The following is a 17,930-nucleotide window of genomic DNA, read 5'->3' as shown; positions in this document are numbered from 1 at the left end:
CCTGGCGCGACACAGGCCCGGACGCCGCGCGCGTCCGGGCCTGCGGTGTGTCCGAGGGGTGGGCGAGGACTACGTCCCCTGCCCGTCCCGCAGTTCCTCGTAGTGGGCCCGGCAGGCCTCATACGACGGCAGCAGCCCCTGGCGCTCCGCCTCCGCCAGCGTGGGAGCCTGCTCGTCCTTGGGGGAGAGGAGCGGCGTGACGCCCTCCGGCCACTCGATGCCCAGGGCCGGGTCGAGGGGGTGGATGCCGTGTTCGCGGCCCGGGGCGTAGCCCTCCGAGCACAGGTAGACCACCGTCGCGTCGTCCGTGAGGGCCATGAAGGCGTGGCCGAGGCCCTCCGCGAGGAACACCGCGTGCCGCGTGTCGTCGTCGAGCCGTACCGCCTCCGACTTCCCGTAGGTGGGAGAACCCACGCGGATGTCGATCACCACGTCCAGGACGGCACCGCGTACACAGGTGACGTACTTGGCCTGGCCGGGCGGCACATCGGCGAAGTGCACGCCCCGCAGCACGCCCCGCCGCGAGACCGAGCAGTTGGCCTGGGCCAGCGACAGGTCGTACCCCGTCGCCTCGCGGAACTCAGCACCCCGGTACCACTCGTGGAAGCTGCCCCGGTCGTCCGGGAAGATCTTGGGCTCCAGAACCCAGGCGCCCTCTATACCCAGCGGTCGCACGCCGTCACCGCCCTCCGGCCTTGATACGGGAATTCACCTTCCGGTGCGCTGCGCCGAGCACGCGTCGCGCGCGCCGGGCCAGCCGCAGCGCGGCACCGGGCCCCGGCACCGGCGTCACCAGGACGCTGCCGCCGCCGGCCCGCAGCGCGAACGGCAGGCCGGTGAAGCGCGCCTGGCCGGAACGCGGGTTCAGGCACACAGCCACCCGCCAGACGTCGCCCGACAGGTCCTCGGCGGGCAGGTCCGCCGCCAGCACCGAGCCCGGCCGCCCCGCTTCGGGGGACAGCGTGCCAGGCACCTCCAGGATCCGGCGGGAGGAGACGAACCTCAGCCGCACGTCGGTGTCGCCCACGACGTGCACCGGGAGCAGGACCCGCAACCGCTCGTCGGAGACGGTGACGTCCCCCAGTTGCACCCGGCCCAGCCCGAGCCGCTTGCCGCGCGGGCGGAGTTCCAGGGAGAGGTTGCCGTGCGGTTCGGTCCAGTACGGCAGGACGGGGCGGTCGCCGATCACGGCCACGTCCGGAGCGGGCCGGTCCTCGCGTGGCGCGGGACCCAGTCGGCACTCCTTGGTCCAGCCGCCCGTCTTCACCCGGACGAGGGCGTCCCAGGCGCCGTCACGCGGCAGGGCGGCCGGGTCGACCGTGGCGGTCGCCCGCAGCACCAGCCGGACCTCCTCGCCGTCCCCGACCGGCACGGTCTCGCGCGTGAACTCCACCGGCTGGAAGTACTGCGCGGCGCTGGAGCGCTCCCGCAGCAGCAGATCGGCCGTGGCCTGTCCGAAACGCGCGGCGGTCTCCGAGGCCACCCACCGCACGGCCTCGGTCACGTCCTTCGGCACGTCGGTCAGGGGCGCTGCCTCGGCGCCGGCCGGGAACAGCATCGGCTGGCCGCCGGACAGGTACTCGGCCGTGAAGCCGATGTGGAGCAAACCGTCGCGCCATGCGATGTCCGCGGGGGTCGCCCGGGGGGCGACGGCGGCCTCCCACTCCGCGAAGGCCACCACGTCGTCGTACCGGTCGGCCGCCGTCAACGCGGCGACGACCTGCTGTGTCGGCTGGAGACCGGCCGCCACGCCGGGCCCGAAGCGCTCGACGACGACCTCGTGGATCTCCGCGAACAGCTCCCTGCGGTAGTCGTCCGGCAGGTTCAGCAGGCGCCGGGACCGCAGCCGCTCCACCATCTCCACCCGCAGCCAGCGCCGGAACAGCCGGTCACGCACCGCACCGGGCTCCGTGTACCGCTCGACGACGTCGAGGGCTTCGCGCAGGTTCCTGAAGTAGCCGACCGGGTCGAAGCGTTCGAAACCGGCGTTGGAGCCGTCGTCCCGCCGGAGGTGGTAGTAGCAGACGTAGTCGCTGAGGACGGAGACGTTCTCCGCGCGCAGATACGCCTCGGCGACGAAGACGTGATCCTCCAGGCGTCGCCTGCCCTCGGGGAAGCGCAGGCCGATGCGGTCCAGGAAGGCGCGGCGGAACATCTTGTGCGGGGTGAGGCTGTCGATGAGCGGGGCGTTCTCGACGGTGGCGCGCGGATGGTTGCGGCGGAACAGCTCCACCGGCACTCCGCGGCCCTTCCCGGCCATCTTGCCCACGACGACGTCGGCGCCGTTGGCCACGCCGTAGTCGTACATCCGCTCCAGGGCCTCGTCGCCCAGGTAGTCGTCGTTGTCGACGAACATCACGAACTCGCCCCGGGAGGCCTCGATGCCGACGTTGCGGGGCTTGCCCGACCAGCCGGAGTTCTCCTGGTGGATGACCTTCATCCGGGGGTCCTCGGCAGCGAGCGCGTCGAGCCGGGCCGGCGTCTCGTCGGTCGAACCGTCATCGACGAAGATCACCTCGAACTCGTCGGGGGGCAGCGACTGCCGCTGCAGCGAGGAGATGCAGTCCTCGATGTAGATCCCCGGGTTGTACACGGGGATGATGACGCTGACCTTGACCGGCATCGGGTTTCCGGGCCCCTTCGGGTCGCTCGCCGTAGACGTCCTGTTGTAGTGCGTGTTGCCCGATGCTAACCCGCTCGGCGAGGCCGCCTCACCTTTCGAGACCTCGCCGTGATCATCTGTGCCCGCGGGCAACTGAGCTGCGCAGTCTGTCTGTTCGCGGTCAACCTGGTTCGGCCGGGCGCTTCAGTCGGCGACCTCCACGCCGTAGCCCCGGGCCAGGGCGCCCAGACCTTGGTCGTACCCCTGCCCCACCGTGCGCAGGCGCCACAGGGGGCCGCGGCGGTAGAGCTCGGCGAGCAGCAGGGTGCGTTCGGTGGTCGCGGCGTCCAGAGTGGCCTGGACCAGGGGTGCGGCGCTGGGGCCCGGCCCGGAGCTGATGTGGATCGCGCCGACGTCACCGAAGGTGGGCGAGCCGTCGATGGCGGCGGCGACCACGACCTTGCGGGCCGAGGGCGGCAGTGCGGCGAGATCGACGCCGATCGTCTGCTCGGTCGGCCCGTCGCTGTGCAGCCGCACCGTCCCGCCCGGGTTCTCCGGCGCGCCGTAGAAGACGAAGTCCTCGTCGAAGCAGACCTGTTCGTCCTCGTCGACGACGAACGCGACCACGTCGATCTCGCACGCCGTCTGCTGCGCCCAGGCCGCGGTCACGGTCCAGGGGACCGCGGCGGAGGGTCCGCTCGGCTGCGGCAGGTCGATGACACCGCCGCGCGGGAGGACTTTCGGTGCCGCCGGCCCGCCGCCCCGCCGGGCGAGCGGGGTGATGACCGGGGCGTCGAGCCACGCCGCCTCGTGCGTGGGGAAGGCGAGGGCGGTGATCCGCTTCATCCGGCGGTCCCGTTCGCCGCCCTCCAGGAGTACGACGTCGGTGACGCTGGAGGAGAGGTTGATCGCCGCTGCTCCGCCGAGCTCGACGATCCGGCCGCGGGCCGCGACGGCGTCGGGGTGCGTGCCGCCGAGCACCAGGACGCGCCGCCCGGAGAGGGGACGGTCCTGGGCGGCCGGGTGTGCCGGACGCGGTGGCGGGGCCGGCGCCGGTGACGCCGGTCCGGGGAGGACGGCGGCGGGCGGTGCGGACTCCTGGACCGGCTGCGGGACGCGGGCCGGGGCGGGGGGCGGCGCGGGGGAGGGGATCGCGGCTTCCGGGCTTCGTGTCCGCTCGTGCGGCGTCCCCGGCCGTACGTCCCCCAGCAGCCGCACGAACGTGGCCTCGTCGAGCACCGGCACGCCCTCGGCCAGCGCGCGACGTGCCTTGCCGGAGCCGGACGAGGCGTCGTTGGTGACCAGTGCGCTGGTGTGCCGGCTGACGGACGCCATGACGTTCAGTCCGGCCCCGACGGCCTGCCGCTCCAGCTCCGCGCGCGGCGTCAGCGTCTCACCGGTGATCGCGACCTTCATGCCCTGCACCAGTGGCCCGCCCGGCTCCGGCCGCCCCGGATTGCGGTAGGCGCACGGCGTCTTGGGCGTCCGGGGAGCGAATCGGGGGTCCTGGCGGGGCGGGCAGGACACGAACGGCAACGGCAGTTCCAGGCGCGCCGCCTCCCGCAGCGAGGCACGCAGCACGCCCGCCAGCACCCGGGTGTCGTCGAGCGCGTCGTGCGCCCTGACCTGGGGGACGCCGTAGTGGGCGGCGAGCGTGCCCAGCCTGAGATCCTCGGTCGGCGGGTCGACCCGGCGGTTCAGGGCGAGGGTGCACAGGCGACGGGCCACCGGCAGCGCGGTGCCGGCGCGGGCGAACTCGTGGGCGAGGAAGTCGTAGTCGAACTGCGCGTTGTGCGCGACGAGCACCCGGTCCCGCAGCATCTCGGCGATGCGCGGCGCGACCTGGTCGAAGACCGGCGCGCCGCGCAGCCTCTCGGCCGTGAGCCCGTGGACATGCACCGGCCCGGGATCGCATCCGGGGTCGAGGAGCGTCGAGAACTCCTCCGTCTGCTCCCCGTCCGGCCCCAGCACCACCACGGCCACCGACAGCACCCGGTCTCGACGGGCGACGAGTCCCGACGTCTCCACGTCGAGCACGGCCCAGTCGTGGGGCGTAGGCGCGCAGGCCGGGATCGTCGAAGGCAGGGGAGAGGAGAGACATGGAGGAAGGATGGAGGGATCTTCACCGGCTCTTCAACCCGGATGTCGATTCATCCGTATAAGTGGATATCGAACGACACCTCTAGGGTGATGATGTGCGACTGCTCCTGATGTCCGACACCCACCTGCCCCGGCGCGCCAAGGCCCTTCCCGACGCCCTGCTCGCCGAAATCCCCCACGCCGACGTCGTGTTCCATGCCGGGGACTGGGTCGACTCCGGGACGCTCGATCTGCTGGAGGCCCGCTGCCGGCGGCTTGTCGGGGTGTACGGCAACAACGACGGGCCGGAGCTGCGTGCCCGGCTGCCGGAGGTGGCGTACGCGGAGCTGGAAGGGGTGCGGTTCGGCGTGATCCACGAGACGGGCGCCAAGCAGGGCCGGGAGCAGCGGTGCGCCGCCCGCTTCCCCGGCCTGGACGTGCTGGTCTTCGGCCACAGCCACATCCCCTGGGACACCACCGCCCCCACCGGCCTGCGCCTGCTGAACCCGGGCTCCCCGACGGACCGCCGGCGCCAGCCGCACTGCACGTACATGACCGCCACGGTCGCCGACGGGCTGCTCACGGACGTGGAACTGCACCGGCTGCCGCCGCGCGCACCGCGCTGAGCCGCGGGGCAGGCCCGTGACATGATCGCCGCATGGCTCAGGACGAGGGGTACCTCCTGGACAACCGGCAGTCCGAGGCCGGAACGCGCTTCGACGCGCTGGCAGCCCTCTTCGACGCCTCGACGTTCCGGCACCTCGAAGCGGCCGGGATCGCCGAGGGGTGGCGGTGCTGGGAGGTCGGGGCCGGTGGGCCGAGCGTGGCGGCGTGGCTGCGCGAGCGGGTCGGGCCGGGCGGCCGCGTGGTCGCCACCGACATCGACGTGTCCTGGACGGGTACGGCCGCCACCGAGGGCGTAGAGGTGCTCCGGCACGACGTCGGCCGCGACGACCCTCCGCCCGGCCCCTTCGACCTGGTGCACGCCCGGCTCGTCCTGGTCCACGTCACCGAGCGCGACGCCGCGCTGCGCGCCATGATCCGGGCGCTGCGCCCGGGCGGGCTGCTGCTGGTCGAGGACGCCGATCCCGCGTTGCAGCCGCTGATCTGCCCCGACGAGCACGGCCCCGAGCAGGAGCGGGCCAACCGGCTCCGCAGTGGCTTCCGCGAACTGCTGCGGCAGCGCGGCGCAGATCTGTCCTACGGGCGCAGACTGCCGCGGCTGCTGCGCGAGGCGGGCCTGGTGGACGTGGCGGCCGACGCCTACTTCCCGGTCACCTCACCCGCCTGCGACGCCCTGGAGGCGGCCACCGTCCGGCAGGTGCGGGACCGGCTCGTCGCCGCCGGCCTCGCCACGGACGAGGAGATCGACGGGCATCTCGCCGCCGTCGAGGCGGGACGCCTGGACCTCGCCACCGCGCCGATGATCTCGGCGTGGGGCCGCAGACCGGCAGGTGACGGCTCCCAGCGACCCGTCTAACGGCCTGACCCGCAATCGATGTGGCTGCGGGTTCCCCTCGGTGGTGCCTGCCCGTGAGCCCCGGGCCGCACCCGTCCGGTGGCGGTTCCGCGGCATTTACCAGTCGAGCAGATCCATGGAGCTCCGGCCGAGCCAGGCTGCGAACGACACGGGTCGATCGTCCAGGCTCAGTGGAAGGATTTGGTCGCAAGTGGCCCGGCCGTCGAACCACATCGTGCCCCGGTGCGGGCCAGTGACAATGAGCAGGGTGGAGAAGCCGCAGCCGTTCTCTTGGATGAACACAGCTCCGGATGTTTTGCGTTCCTGGAGCACCGCGTACTCAGCGTCCCAGTTGTTCCATGCCACCTGGTAGGCGTCGTGGTCCGGGAAGTCTTCCTCGAGCGGCTCACGGTCGTCCAGCTCGTCCTCGTAAGCACGGTAGGAGTCGGGATGGGGGAAAGCCGTGGCGAGCAGGTCGTAGTTGGTGCTCGAGTCTCCGTGCCAGCCCCACCCTGCCGTGCCTCGGCACAGGCGGTTCACAGTGCCGCCGGCACTGTGCCGGAGCAGGTAGTCCCGGTACTCGACCGGGAACGTGATCCCCAGCCCTTCCTCCGCCTCACGAACCTCGGATTCGGACAACGGCGGTGGTGCTGGAGACCTGTACTGCTCCCAAGCCGGACGGCTCAGCTCATCGAAGCGGCGTCCCCGCTCCACGCGTCCGGCTTCCGCTATCCAGTCGATCGTCATACGAGGGAGGGTAGACATGAGCGATCCACGGTGTTGCGCCGTGACATGACGACGGTCATGCCTGTTCTTGGGATGTGAAGATCGAGAAGACCCGTGCCGTCATGGCTCACCGCGCGCTCTGCGGTATTTCGGCGGCTTCACGTGGCGAGAGGTGAACTCAAGACCGGCTCACTGGGAGACCGTGCTCAGCGAGTGAAAGGCCCGGAGCGGTCACCCGGACGGGTCGAGGAGGATCTTGCGGACGCCGTCGGAGCGGCTTGCGAACAGTTCGTACGCGGCCGGGCCTTCGGAGAGGGCGAAGCGGTGAGAGACCACGACCTCGGGCCGGAGCCGGCCCGCCCGGGTCAGGGCGATCAGAGGAGGGAGTTCGTAGTGCACCGAGCACAGCCCGATGGCGAACTCCAGTTCCTTGACCTGCGCCAGGTACATGTGGAACGGGAACGACTTGTTCTGGCTGACGCCGATGACGCTGACCCGGCCGGCCTGCCGGACGGACTTGAGGGCGAGTTGGATGGTGGCGTCGGAACCCACCGCCTCCACCACGGCGTCCGGGCCGCGGCCGGCGGTCATGTCCCGGACGGCCGCCCGCACGTCGTCCCCCTCGACCGGCTCGACGCCCAGCCCGGCGGCGAAAGCGCGGCGCTCCGCGACCAGGTCCACGCCCAGCACCCGGGCCGCGCCCATCGCGAAGGCGGACTGGGCGGCCATGAGGCCGACCGGGCCGAGGCCGATGACCAGGACGGTCTCGCCGGGCTGGATGCGGGCACGGCGGCAGCCGTACCAGGCCGTGGGGGCGTTGTCCGTCAGGACGACGGCGGCGGCGTCGGAGATGTCCTCGGGCAGGTGCACCAGGTTGACGTCGGCGCAGGGCACGGCCAGCAGCTGAGCCTGGCTGCCCGGGAGCTTCCGGCTCACTCCGTAGCAGAGTTCCGTGCTCGACGTGGCGCGCTCACAGCGGGCGGTGAACCCGGCCGCGCACTGCCCGCACTGCGCACAGCCGACGGAGGCCGGCACCAGAACCCGGTCGCCGGGCTTGAACCGGGTGACCTCGCCACCGGTGTCGACGACCACGCCGACGCATTCGTGTCCCGGTGGGTAACCCAGGTCCGGGCTGAAGGCGTTGCCGCCGTAGATGTGCAGGTCGCTGCCGCAGATACCGGCCGCGGTCACCCGCACCACCGCGTCGGCGGGGCTGGTGACGGCCGGGTCGGGGACCTCGCCGTAGCGGATGTCGTGACGGCCGTGGTACGTCAGTGCCTTCATCGGGTCTCTCCCTCCCCTCGGCCCCGGTCAGTCCGCGATCTTCAGCACCAGCTTGCCGTGGTTGTCACCGCGGAACAGGCGCATCAGGGTCTCGGGGAACGCCGCGACCGAGCCGGACACCACGTCCTCCAGGGACTTCAGCCGGCCCTCGGCACGCCACGTGGCCATCTGCGCGATGCCCTCCGCGTACCGGTCGGCGTAGTCGAACACCACGATGCCCGTCATGGAGGCGCGGTTCACCAGCAGCGACAGGTAGTTGGCGGGGCCTTGCGGCTTGGTGCTGTTGTACTGGGAGATCGCGCCGCAGACGACCACGCGGGCGCCGCGCGCCAGCCGCAGCAGCACGGCGTCCAGAACGTCGCCGCCGACGTTGTCGAAGTACACGTCGACGCCGTCGGGGGCGTGCTCGCGCAGGGCCTTGCGGACGTCCTCGCCCTGGTAGTCGATACACGCGTCGAACCCGAACTCGTCCACCACCAGGCGGCACTTGGCCTCGCCGCCCGCGATGCCGACGACCCGGCAGCCGAGGATCTTGGCGATCTGCCCGACGACGCTGCCGACGGCCCCGGCCGCTCCGGAGACCACGACGGTCTGCCCCGGCTCGGGACGCCCGACCTCGATCAGGCCGAAGTAGGCCGTCAGGCCGGACATGCCGAGCGTGCCGAGATAGGTCGGCAAGGGAGCCGCCGCGGGGTCGACCCTGGTCACGCCGCGCCCGTCCGACACGCAGTACTCCTGCACGCCGAACGTGCCCGACACATGGTCGCCGACCTCGAACCCGGAGTGCCGGGAGGCGACCACCCTGCCCACCGCGCCGGCGCGCATCACCTCGCCGATCTCCACCGGGCGGATGTAGGACCGGCCCGCGTTCATCCAGCCGCGCATCGCCGGGTCGATCGACAGGCAGAGCACCTGCACCAGGAACTCGCCGTCGCCCGGCTGCCCGGCCGGCTCCTCGGCGAGCTGCCAGTCGGTGGGGCGCGGCTCCCCCACGGGACGCGCTGCCAGGCGTATCTGGCGGTTCATCGTGCTCATCTCCGGAGCCTCTCCTCGGCTGCATACCGTCCAGTCGGTACGGCTGTGAGCGTACGGGTGCCCGCCGTCCGGGGCAAGAGCCGATCCGTCACGACTTACGGATCGTGCCGGTGCCGGTCCCGGGCAGGAGCTACTCCTGTCCCGGCACCGCCATCTCCCCGAGGAGCGACCAGTCGTCCTGCGGGACGTTCGCGTTCACGATGCGCGGCGTCTCGGCCAGATGCGGAGGCAGCGTCCGCTGCGCGGCCTTGAAGTGCGCGGACTGCACGTGTGCGGCTCCGGCCTCGTCGTCGCGGAACGCCTCGACCAGGACGTACTCCGACGGCTCGTCCACGCTGCGCGACCAGTCGAACCAGAGGCAGCCGGGCTCGGCGCGCGTCGCCCGGGTGAAGTCGGCGGTGATCTCGGGCCAGCGGTCGGCGTGCTCGGGACGGACGCGGAACTTCGCGGTGATGAAGATCATGGATTTCCCTTCTCGGGTGTGCTGATGGGGCCACACGATCGTACGAACCCGGATCAGGAGGATCGGTGCGGATGCACCGCCCCCTCCGTCGCGGTCAGCGGCGCTCCGCTGCCGCCCCAGCGCAGTGCCACGATCTCCGCGGCGACGGACACCGCCACCTCCTCGGGCGTACGGGCCCCCAGGTCGAGGCCGACCGGTGAGCGCAGCCGGGACAGTTCGGACTCCGTCAGCCCGGCCTCGGCCAGCCGTCGGGTCCGCTCGGCGTGGGTGCGGCGGCTGCCCATCGCCCCGATGTAGACGGCCGGTCGGCGCAGGGCCTCCGTCAGCAGCGGCACGTCGAACTTCGGGTCGTGCGTCAGCACGCAGATGACGGTGCGCTCGTCCGTGTCGGTCTCGCGCAGATAGCGGTGCGGCCACTGCGCGACCACCTCGACGCTTTCGGGGAAGCGCCGGGGCGTGGCGAAGACGGGGCGTGCGTCGCAGACGGTGACCCGGTAGCCGAGGAAGTCCCCGATGCGGGCCACGGCCGCCGCATAGTCGATCGCGCCGAAGACCAGCATCCGGGGCGGCGGTGCGAAGGACTGCAGGAACACGCTCACGGAGTCCTCGCGGCGCTGCCCCTCGGGCCCGTAGTGCCGCAGGCCGGTGGCGCCGAGCGCGAGTTCGCCGCGGGCGTCGGCGGTCACGGCCGCGTCCAGGCCGCTCGCGCCGAGCGTGCCGAGGGTCCGGTCCGGCCAGACGGCGAGGGACGCCCCGCGCGGCGCCGGCCCGTCGGTCACGGTCGCCACCGTGACCGGCTCACCCGCCGCGACCGAGTCCACGACCGCGCCGAAGCCGGGATCCCGCCCGGGTGTGACCGCGCGCACCAGGACGGTGATCTCGCCGCCGCAGGTCAGGCCGACCGCGAAGGCGTCCTCGTCGCTGTAGCCGAAGGTCTCCAGGCGGGCCTCGCCGCCCGCGGCGACCTCCTGCGCCAGTTCGAACACGGCCCCCTCGACGCACCCCCCGGACACACTGCCCACGACCTCCTCGTCCGGGCCCACCGCCATCGCCGCGCCCGGGTCGCGCGGTGCGCTGCGACTGACGCCGACGACCGTCGCGAGGCCGAACGGGGCCCCGGCCGCGTACCAGCGGCCGAGCACCGGGAGAACGTCCCGCACGAGCCGCTCCTCTCCTTGCGCGCACCCCGCCGGGTACCCCGGCGGCGGTTAATTCCGTTGTGACTCCGCGTGCCGGTCTGGTGCACTGCACAGGTCAGCGACGTCACCGAATCCGGAGGAGTTCCGAATGCGCACTGCGTGCATGTCCCCCCAGCCAGGAACGGACCTCTCTCCGAAGGACATGACGCTTCGTGCACATGCTCAACCTTGGAATTCTCGCCCATGTCGACGCGGGTAAGACCAGCCTGACCGAGCGGCTGCTCCATTCGGCCGGGGTGATCGACGAGATCGGCAGTGTCGACGACGGGAACACCCGCACCGACACCCTCGCCCTGGAGCGGCAGCGCGGCATCACCATCAAGTCCGCCGTCGTCTCGTTCCCGCTCGACGGCGTGACCGTCAACCTCATCGACACCCCCGGCCACCCGGACTTCATCGCCGAGGTGGAGCGTGTCCTCGGCGTGCTGGACGGCGTCGTTCTCGTCGTCTCCGCCGTCGAAGGCGTGCAGGCGCAGACGCGTGTGCTGATGCGGACGCTCCAGCGGCTGCGCATCCCCACGCTGCTCTTCGTCAACAAGATCGACCGGAGCGGGGCACGCCACGACGAGGTGCTGCGGGAGATCGCAGCCCGGCTGACCCCCGCGATCGTGCCGATGGGCACCGCCACCGGGCTCGGTACCCGCGCGGCCCGCTTCACGCCAGCCCCCGGACCGGCGGTCGGCGCCCTCGACGTCCTGACCGGGCACGACGACGTCCTGCTGGCCGCGTACGTCGAGAACACGGTCACGGATTCCCTGCTGCACGGCTCCCTCGTCGCGCAGACCCGGGAGGCGCTCGTCCACCCGGTGTATTTCGGGTCCGCCACGACGGGCGCGGGCGTGGCGGCGCTCCTGTCCGGCATCGAGACGCTGCTGCCTGCGGCGCAGGGGGATGCGGACGGGCCGGTCTCCGCCACGGTGTTCAAGGTCGACCGGGGCCCGGCGGGGGAGAAGGTCGCCTACGCCCGGATGTTCTCCGGGACGCTGCACACCCGCGACCGGGTCCCCTTCGGCACGGACGGCGCCGAGGGCCGGGTCACCGGCATCAGCGTCTTCGGGCACGGCACGGACACCCGTGCGGACTCCGTCGCGGCCGGCCGGATCGCCCGCATCACCGGGCTCGCGGACATCCGGATCGGCGATGCGATCGGCGAACCGCGCAAGGCGTACGAGCACGTCTTCGCCCCGCCGACCCTGGAGACGGTCGTCGTCCCCGGCCCTCACGCGCACCGGGGAGCGCTCCACCTCGCCCTCACCCAGCTCGCCGAGCAGGACCCGCTGATCGGCCTGCGCCACGACGAGCGCCGCCGGGAGACCTCCGTCTCCCTTTACGGCGAGGTGCAGAAGGAGGTCATCCAGGCCACCCTCGCCGACGAGTACGGCCTCGACGTCGGCTTCCGCGAGACGACGCCGCTGTGCATCGAACGGCCCGTCGGCACCGGGCGGGCTGTGGAGTTCAACAAGAAGGACCCGAACCCCTTCCTCGCGACGGTCGGCCTGCGTGTCGACCCCGCGCCGGTCGGATCGGGTGTCCACTTCCGGCTGGAGGTGGAGCTCGGGTCGATGCCGTACGCCTTCTTCAAGGCCGTCGAGGACACCGTGCGCGAGACCCTCGGCCAGGGCCTGCACGGCTGGCAGGTCACCGACTGCGTGGTCACCATGACCCACAGCGGCTACTCGCCCCGGCAGAGCCACGCCCACCAGGGCTTCGACAAGAGCATGTCGAGCACGGGGGCCGACTTCCGCGGCGTGACCCCGCTGGTGCTGATCGAGGCGCTGCGGCGGGCCGGGACCCGGGTCCACGAGCCGCTGCACCGCTTCCGCGTCGAGGCGCCCGCCGACACCCTCGGCGCCCTGCTGCCGGTCCTGGCCCAGCTCGCGGCCGTACCCGAGGCGACCCGGACCCGGGGCGAGGTCTGTGTCCTCGAAGGCACCGTGCCGGCCGCCCGGGTGCACGCCCTCGGACAGCGGCTGCCGGGACTCACCCGGGGCGAGGTCGAGCTGGAGAGCTGCTTCGCCCACTACGCGCCCGTCACCCACGGCACGATCCCCGAGCGCCCGCGCACCGACCACAACCCGCTGAACAGGAAGGAGTACTTGTTGAACGTGACACGGAGGGTCGGTGGCTGACGTGTGAGGGTTGTCCGGACGGAACTTACTCCAGAGTCAGGGGTGTTGACGGTGTCCTGATATCGCCGGACTGTAGTGGACATGCCGACTATCCGAGCGCGACTCCTGGTCGTCCTGATCGTCCTCTTCGGTTCGGTGTCGGTGGCGGGCGTCCCGCCGGCCACCGCCGCGCCCCCTCCCGGCTCCCTCTGGTTCGACGACCCCACCGTCACCGTGCGGGACGGCCGCTTCACCGACGCCCACGGCCGCGAGATCGTGCTGCGCGGCTACAACGTCTCCGGCGAGACCAAGCTCGCGGAGAACAAAGGCCTGCCTTTCGCCTCGGTCGCCGACGCCCGCAAGTCGGCGACCGCGCTGCGCACCCTCGGCGGCGGCAACACCGTCCGCTTCCTGCTCTCCTGGGCCTACGCCGAGCCCGAGCGCGGCCAGGTGGACACGGCCTACCTGGCCGCCGCCACCGACCAGATGAAGGCCTTCCTCGACGCGGGCATCCGCGTCTACCCCGACTTCCACCAGGACCTCTACTCCCGGCACCTGTTCGACGCCGACAGCTGGTACACGGGCGACGGCGCCCCCAAGTGGGCGGTGGACGCCGGGAAGTACCCCGACGAGTCCTGCGGGATCTGCCTCTTCTGGGGGCAGAACATCACCCAGAACGAGGCCGTGAAGCGCGCCACGTACGACTTCTGGCACAACGCCCACGGCGTGCAGGACGCCTTCCTCGCCACCGCTGAGAAGACCATGCGGTACGTGCGACAGCACCTGAGCGCCGACCAGTTCAAAGGCATGGCCGGCTTCGACCCCTACAACGAACCGCACGCGGGCGTCTACGACTCCGGACAGACCAGCCGCGCCTGGGAGAGGGGCGTCCTCTGGCCCTTCTACGAGAAGTTCCGGGCCCGCATGGACACGGCCGGCTGGCGTGACAAGCCCGCGTTCGTGGAGCCGAACCTCTTCTGGAACGCCAACCTCGACTTCCAGAGGCAGGAGGGCGGCCTGCTGGACGCCGGCACCCTCGGACCGCGCTACGTCTTCAACACCCACTTCTACGACCAGAAGGCCATCTCCGGCGTCTTCATGTGGGGCAAGGCAGCCGACGGCCAGTATGCGGGCGACTTCCGCACCGTCCGCGACCGGGCCGCCGCAGCGCGGACGGCCGCCGTGGTCAGCGAGTTCGGACACCCGCTCGCGGGCAACGTCTCCGACAAGGCGCCGACGGTCCTCAAGGCGATGTACCAGGCCCTCGACTCCCGCCTCAAGGGCGCCGACTGGTGGACCGACCCGGCGGCCTCGGGACCGGTGCTCTCCGGCTCCCAGTGGCAGTGGGACATCTACAACGGCCGCCACCGCGAGCTGATGAACGGCAACCCCGGCAAGGTCCTCACCGCCGGCGACGCCTGGAACGACGAGGACCTCTCCGCCGTACGCCTCGACGACTCCGGCGCACCGGTGCTGCGCCAGGACGCCCGGCTCCTGGACCGCCTCTACCCGAGCGCCACGGCCGGTGAGACCGTCGGCTTCACCTACGAGGACCGCTCCCGGGACGGCTCGACGACCCTGACCTGGAACCCGGTGCCCGGCTCCCTGCCGAACGTGCAACGACTCGTGGGGTCGGGGCAGTACGGGCTGCTGCTGTGGCGTTCCAGCGGCGGCCCGGCACCCACCGAACTGCACCTCCCGGCGAGCTTCCCGGCCGCTTCCACCACGGTCGTCTCCGACCTGGGCACGGTCCATGGCCCGCCGGCGTACACCGCATCGACCCCGGTCGGTGTGGCCCAGGAGCCCGGCGGTACGGGAAGCCGCCGCCTGCTGCTCACCGCGCCGGACCCGGGCGTCCTGCACTACGCGCTGGTGACCAACGGGGCGACGGCTCCCTCGGCGGAGCTGCTCGCCGCGGCCCGCTCCGAACTGGCGGCCTGGGCGGCCAAGGAGGTCAACCGGCGGAAGGGCTAGTCCAGTCGGCCCGCACCTTGCCGAGCCGGACACGCTGCGGGTGGTCACCGACCGGCACGGACACGATCTTCTTCCCGGTGGCGAAGTCGATGGCCGTGACCTGGTCGGTGCCGCTCTCGGAGACCACACAGGACCTGCCGTCACCGCTGACCGTGGCCCAGTAGGGCTTGGAGGCGGTGACGAGCGGGCCCTCCTGGAGGGTGGCGCGGTCGACGACGGTGGCGTAGTCGTCCATCGTGCCCGCGACGCACAGCTTGCGGCCGTCCGGGCTCATGGAAATACCGTGGTGGCGCGAGTCGTTGACGAAGGTCGTGCGGTCGTCGCTGGTCGCCGGGTTCTTCGGCAGGGTCTTGCTGCGGGTGACCTTGTCGGTGGCGATGTCGTACTCGAAGAAGCCGTTGAAGAACGAGACCTGGAAGTACAGCTTCGACTCGTCCGGCGAGAAGACGGCCGGACGGACGGCGTCCGAGTGGTCCTTCAGACCGAGCGCGTCCAGCTGCGGTCGCATGTCGATGACCTTGACCTGCTTGTACGTCGTGGCGTCGACGACCGTGATGCGCCGGTCGCCCTTCGTCCAGTCCAGCCACGGGGCGTCGGTCTGCGTGTTCACGTCGCCGATCGCCATGTTGTAGATGTACTTGCCGTCCTGGGTGAAGATGTTCTCGTGCGGCTTGTCGCCGGTGCCGAACCTGCCCAGTTCCCTGCCGGAGACGATGTCCAGGACGTGCACGGTGTTGGAGGTCGACGCCGAGACCGCGACCCGCTTGCCGTCGGGGGAGACCGCCATGTGGTCGGAACGGTAACCGGACACGGGGAAGCGCCAGTTGAGCCGCCCGGAGGCCAGGTCGATCGACACGACGTCGGCGAAGCTCGGCCGGGAGACGACCACCGACGACCCGTCCGGCGTCGAGTACATGTCGTCGACGAACTGGTCGTGGCCCTCGCCCACGCTGTTGCGGATCGCCATGAAGTAGATCCACTTGATCGGGTCGGCGTTGATCGCCGCCATCCGCTCGTCCTTGTCGGGGATGACGTCGATCCGGCCGATCTTCGCGAAGTCGCCGGTGGACCGGATGACATCGGCGGTGCCGTCCCAGTTGTTGCCCACGAACAGCACCTCGCGCAGCGCGGCGGAGGAGCCCGGGGCGGCCGCGGTGGCGGCGGTCGCGGAAACGGTGAAGGTCAGGGCGAGGGCTGCGGCTACGGAGCACAGGTGCCGGCGTCGGAAGACGGGCATGACTGCTCCCCTCTCTGCTGGGGGGGGTCTGTGGGGCGCGCGAGATCTGAACACACGTGCTTTCAAAGTCAACTTACTGAAAAGTAAGGAAGGGGTGGCCTTCTCCACAAGACGCCGTGCACGACAAAATCGGTGTTCGAACGACGAAGGGAGAGCCGGTGCCGGGCAGACTCAGAGCGCCGACCGGCCGCTACGGCGGCAAGACCGCGGAGGAACGGCAGGCCGAACGGCGCCGGCGGTTCCTCGACGCCGCGCTCGAACTGTTCGGCGACGCCCCCGGCTTCCGCTCCATTACGGTGGCGGCCCTCAGCGAGACGGCCGGGCTCTCCACCCGGCAGTTCTACGAGGAGTTCCGCACCCTTGAGGACGTGCTCGCCGCGCTGCACCTCCAGGTCAACGGCTGGGCCGAGGCGGCCGTGCTGGAGGCGGCCGCGGACACCGCGGACCTGCCGCTCGTCGAGCGCGTCACCGCCGTCTTCCGCGCCTACGCCGGGAACGTCGCCGCCGATCCGCGCCGGATCCGCATCACCTTCGTCGAGATCATCGGCGTCAGCCCGCGTCTGGAGGAGCAGCGGCTCGCCCGCCGGGCCGGCTGGGTCGACCTCATCTGCGCCGAGGCCGAAGCGGCCGCCGCCCGCGGAGAGGCCGCCCCCCGCGACTACCGCCTCGCCGCGACGGGCTTCATCGGCAGCGTCAACGGCCTGCTGCACGACTGGAGCGCCGGCTGGGTCGACGCGACACTCGACGAGGTCGTCGACGAACTGGTCCGGCAGTTGCTGGGGATCCTGCGGCCGCCGGGGTGGACGCCGGACGGGTGACGGTGGGTGCAGGACGCGGGGGGCGGTGTCCTGTCGTACGCCGCCCGGACTCCGGCCGGTCCCGGTCCCTGCCGGGCGGGACCTTTCCCGGAGTTGCTCACGGCTACCGCCCGTGAGACCGGCACCGCGGACCACGCACCGGACGGCGGCGGTCGCCCGAGCCGGGTACCGAGGCGCCCCTCGGACAGGGGCGGACCGGCTGTCAGCTCAACAGCCGTTCCCTGACCGCGACGAGGACTTCCGTGCGGCTGCGGGGGCCGTTGTCGGCTGCGATGAGGTGGTCCCCGATGCGCAGCGAGAAGGTGATCAGGCAGCGGGCCTCGACATCGCCCTCGTCGGGGCAGAAGGCCCCGTAGAGCTCGCGCAGATAGTCCATGCGCCGGTTGTCGGCCCGGCGCAGGCAGCGTGCGACGCTTTCGTCGCGCCGGGCCCAGTCGCGGATCGCGAGCTCGACCCCGGCGCTGGTCACGTGTGCCTCGCCCGACCCCACGAAGTCGAAGAGGCGCCCGAGCCGCTCGCGGGCGTCGCCTCCGCCGCGCTCGATCCGCTCGATGACATCCTCGGTGACCGCTCGCTCCCAGATCTGGAGCATCTCCTCCAGCAGGTCGGCACGGTTGCGGAAGTAGCCGTAGAAACCGCCCTTGCTGACGCCGAGCGCCTGGGCGAGGACCTCGACCCGGACGGCCTCGGGACCGCCGGCGGCAAGCGCCCGCAGCCCCTCCTCGATCCACTTGTCCCGCGGCGTGCGGATCGCGCCCATGCCGTGTCTCCCCTCATATGTCCCGGCCAAGTATACGGAGCCGTATAGACGGGTAGATGCAGACCCGCCGGGCCAGCTCGGCGCGCATGAACAGCGCCATCACGCCACCGATGACGAAGAACGCGAACGACGTGGCCAGGTACAGCGTGCCGATCGTCTTGTGGTCCGTCGTCGTCAGCCACTTGA

At 71.6% G+C, this 17,930-nt stretch carries 15 protein-coding genes; 5 read left to right on the top strand and 10 right to left on the bottom strand.

Annotated features, from left to right (window positions below; all coding sequences use genetic code 11):
- Positions 1 to 69 precede the first annotated feature (69 nt).
- The 3 genes from rfbC to GTY56_RS16020 form a co-directional block, all read right to left on the bottom strand.
- Positions 70 to 675 carry a dTDP-4-dehydrorhamnose 3,5-epimerase gene (rfbC, locus tag GTY56_RS16030; protein ID WP_161366058.1) on the bottom strand — a complete coding sequence of 202 codons (606 nt, stop codon included), beginning with the start codon at positions 673 to 675 and terminating at the stop codon, positions 70 to 72.
- 4 nt (positions 676 to 679) lie between these two features.
- The gene (locus GTY56_RS16025; protein ID WP_161366057.1) at positions 680 to 2,623 is read right to left on the bottom strand and encodes a glycosyltransferase family 2 protein; all 1,944 of its coding nucleotides are present in this window, start codon (positions 2,621 to 2,623) and stop codon (positions 680 to 682) included.
- Between the two features lie 183 nt (positions 2,624 to 2,806).
- Positions 2,807 to 4,639, bottom strand: coding sequence for a TerD family protein (locus GTY56_RS16020; RefSeq protein WP_524540107.1), 1,833 nt, complete (start codon positions 4,637 to 4,639; stop codon positions 2,807 to 2,809).
- A gap of 158 nt (positions 4,640 to 4,797) precedes the next feature.
- On the opposite strand from GTY56_RS16020, the gene GTY56_RS16015 reads away from it, so the two are divergent.
- Positions 4,798 to 5,307 carry a YfcE family phosphodiesterase gene (locus tag GTY56_RS16015; protein WP_161366056.1) on the top strand — a complete coding sequence of 170 codons (510 nt, stop codon included), beginning with the start codon at positions 4,798 to 4,800 and terminating at the stop codon, positions 5,305 to 5,307.
- Between the two features lie 32 nt (positions 5,308 to 5,339).
- The gene (locus tag GTY56_RS16010; RefSeq protein ID WP_161366055.1) at positions 5,340 to 6,161 is read left to right on the top strand and encodes a class I SAM-dependent methyltransferase; all 822 of its coding nucleotides are present in this window, start codon (positions 5,340 to 5,342) and stop codon (positions 6,159 to 6,161) included.
- Positions 6,162 to 6,257: 96 nt separating this feature from the next.
- On the opposite strand, the gene GTY56_RS16005 is transcribed toward GTY56_RS16010, so the two are convergent.
- The 5 genes from GTY56_RS16005 to GTY56_RS15985 all read right to left on the bottom strand — a co-directional run bounded on the left by GTY56_RS16005 (position 6,258) and on the right by GTY56_RS15985 (position 10,808).
- Complete coding sequence (locus tag GTY56_RS16005) at positions 6,258 to 6,887, bottom strand: SMI1/KNR4 family protein (RefSeq protein WP_237524877.1); 630 nt, start codon at positions 6,885 to 6,887, stop codon at positions 6,258 to 6,260.
- A gap of 210 nt (positions 6,888 to 7,097) precedes the next feature.
- On the bottom strand, positions 7,098 to 8,150 hold the full coding sequence (locus tag GTY56_RS16000; protein WP_161366054.1) for an alcohol dehydrogenase catalytic domain-containing protein: 1,053 nt from the start codon (positions 8,148 to 8,150) through the stop codon (positions 7,098 to 7,100).
- A 27-nt stretch (positions 8,151 to 8,177) separates the two neighbouring features.
- Positions 8,178 to 9,185 (bottom strand): NADP-dependent oxidoreductase, encoded by a 1,008-nt coding sequence (locus tag GTY56_RS15995; RefSeq protein WP_202510258.1) that lies wholly within the window; start codon positions 9,183 to 9,185, stop codon positions 8,178 to 8,180.
- A gap of 130 nt (positions 9,186 to 9,315) precedes the next feature.
- Entirely contained in the window at positions 9,316 to 9,648 is a 333-nt protein-coding gene (locus GTY56_RS15990; protein ID WP_161366053.1) for a putative quinol monooxygenase, read from the bottom strand.
- 53 nt (positions 9,649 to 9,701) lie between these two features.
- Positions 9,702 to 10,808 (bottom strand): XdhC family protein, encoded by a 1,107-nt coding sequence (locus GTY56_RS15985; protein ID WP_161366052.1) that lies wholly within the window; start codon positions 10,806 to 10,808, stop codon positions 9,702 to 9,704.
- 191 nt (positions 10,809 to 10,999) lie between these two features.
- Between GTY56_RS15985 and GTY56_RS15980 the strand changes: the two genes are divergently transcribed.
- Both GTY56_RS15980 and GTY56_RS15975 read left to right on the top strand, forming a co-directional pair.
- Positions 11,000 to 12,976, top strand: coding sequence for a GTP-binding protein (locus GTY56_RS15980; RefSeq protein WP_161366051.1), 1,977 nt, complete (start codon positions 11,000 to 11,002; stop codon positions 12,974 to 12,976).
- 81 nt (positions 12,977 to 13,057) lie between these two features.
- Entirely contained in the window at positions 13,058 to 14,929 is a 1,872-nt protein-coding gene (locus GTY56_RS15975) for a cellulase family glycosylhydrolase (RefSeq protein WP_161366050.1), read from the top strand.
- On the opposite strand, the gene GTY56_RS15970 is transcribed toward GTY56_RS15975, so the two are convergent.
- Positions 14,910 to 16,166, bottom strand: coding sequence for a YncE family protein (locus GTY56_RS15970; protein WP_161366049.1), 1,257 nt, complete (start codon positions 16,164 to 16,166; stop codon positions 14,910 to 14,912). The genes GTY56_RS15975 and GTY56_RS15970 overlap by 20 nt on opposite strands.
- A 158-nt stretch (positions 16,167 to 16,324) precedes the next feature.
- On the opposite strand from GTY56_RS15970, the gene GTY56_RS15965 reads away from it, so the two are divergent.
- The gene (locus GTY56_RS15965; protein WP_161366048.1) at positions 16,325 to 16,984 is read left to right on the top strand and encodes a TetR family transcriptional regulator; all 660 of its coding nucleotides are present in this window, start codon (positions 16,325 to 16,327) and stop codon (positions 16,982 to 16,984) included.
- Between the two features lie 202 nt (positions 16,985 to 17,186).
- On the opposite strand, the gene GTY56_RS15960 is transcribed toward GTY56_RS15965, so the two are convergent.
- Complete coding sequence (locus tag GTY56_RS15960) at positions 17,187 to 17,744, bottom strand: TetR/AcrR family transcriptional regulator (RefSeq protein WP_161366047.1); 558 nt, start codon at positions 17,742 to 17,744, stop codon at positions 17,187 to 17,189.
- Between the last annotated feature and the right edge of the window lie 186 nt (positions 17,745 to 17,930).

It is taken from the genome of Streptomyces sp. SID5643 (assembly GCF_009872555.1).
In the GTDB taxonomy this organism is placed as follows: Bacteria; Actinomycetota; Actinomycetes; order Streptomycetales; family Streptomycetaceae; genus Streptomyces; species Streptomyces iakyrus.
The sequence above is the reverse complement of the archived record's forward strand: the minus strand, read 5'-3'. Positions and strand labels throughout refer to the sequence as shown.

What these genes read in the sequence shown, in the direction of transcription:
- GTY56_RS16025 (WP_161366057.1), bottom strand. Translation starts at nt 2,623, where the DNA reads ATGCCGGTCAAGGTCAGCGTCATCATCCCCGTGTACAACCCGGGGATC.
- GTY56_RS16010 (WP_161366055.1), top strand. Translation starts at nt 5,340, where the DNA reads ATGGCTCAGGACGAGGGGTACCTCCTGGACAACCGGCAGTCCGAGGCC.
- GTY56_RS16005 (WP_237524877.1), bottom strand. Translation starts at nt 6,887, where the DNA reads ATGACGATCGACTGGATAGCGGAAGCCGGACGCGTGGAGCGGGGACGC.
- GTY56_RS16000 (WP_161366054.1), bottom strand. Translation starts at nt 8,150, where the DNA reads ATGAAGGCACTGACGTACCACGGCCGTCACGACATCCGCTACGGCGAG.
- GTY56_RS15995 (WP_202510258.1), bottom strand. Translation starts at nt 9,185, where the DNA reads ATGAGCACGATGAACCGCCAGATACGCCTGGCAGCGCGTCCCGTGGGG.
- GTY56_RS15990 (WP_161366053.1), bottom strand. Translation starts at nt 9,648, where the DNA reads ATGATCTTCATCACCGCGAAGTTCCGCGTCCGTCCCGAGCACGCCGAC.
- GTY56_RS15975 (WP_161366050.1), top strand. Translation starts at nt 13,058, where the DNA reads ATGCCGACTATCCGAGCGCGACTCCTGGTCGTCCTGATCGTCCTCTTC.
- GTY56_RS15970 (WP_161366049.1), bottom strand. Translation starts at nt 16,166, where the DNA reads ATGCCCGTCTTCCGACGCCGGCACCTGTGCTCCGTAGCCGCAGCCCTC.
- GTY56_RS15960 (WP_161366047.1), bottom strand. Translation starts at nt 17,744, where the DNA reads ATGGGCGCGATCCGCACGCCGCGGGACAAGTGGATCGAGGAGGGGCTG.